The organism is Teichococcus aestuarii, from assembly GCF_003116135.1.
In the GTDB taxonomy this organism is placed as follows: Bacteria; Pseudomonadota; Alphaproteobacteria; order Acetobacterales; family Acetobacteraceae; genus Pseudoroseomonas; species Pseudoroseomonas aestuarii.
On record NZ_PDOA01000106.1, the window covers coordinates 1 to 219 of the forward strand.

Below are 219 nucleotides of genomic sequence, written 5' to 3' on the forward strand. Positions count from 1 at the left end.
CCGTGATCCGGCGGTAGCCGTATCGGCCGTATTGCCGGGCCAGGCCAATGATCGCCGCCGTCAGCGCCGCTTCATCGTCCGGAGGGGCTGGCGCCTGCCGCTGCGTCGCGCGATGCTGCCCCAGCACACGGCAGGCGAAGCGCTCCGAGACGCCCAGTGACGCCCTGACATGCTCCACCGCCGCCCGGCGACGCGCGGCGCTCAGAAGTTTCCCGACGC

1 pseudogene is annotated in these 219 nt (G+C 72.6%); it reads right to left on the reverse strand.

Annotated features, from left to right (window positions below):
* Positions 1–219 (reverse strand): annotated as a pseudogene (locus CR165_RS24360) (IS3 family transposase); the annotation flags it as partial.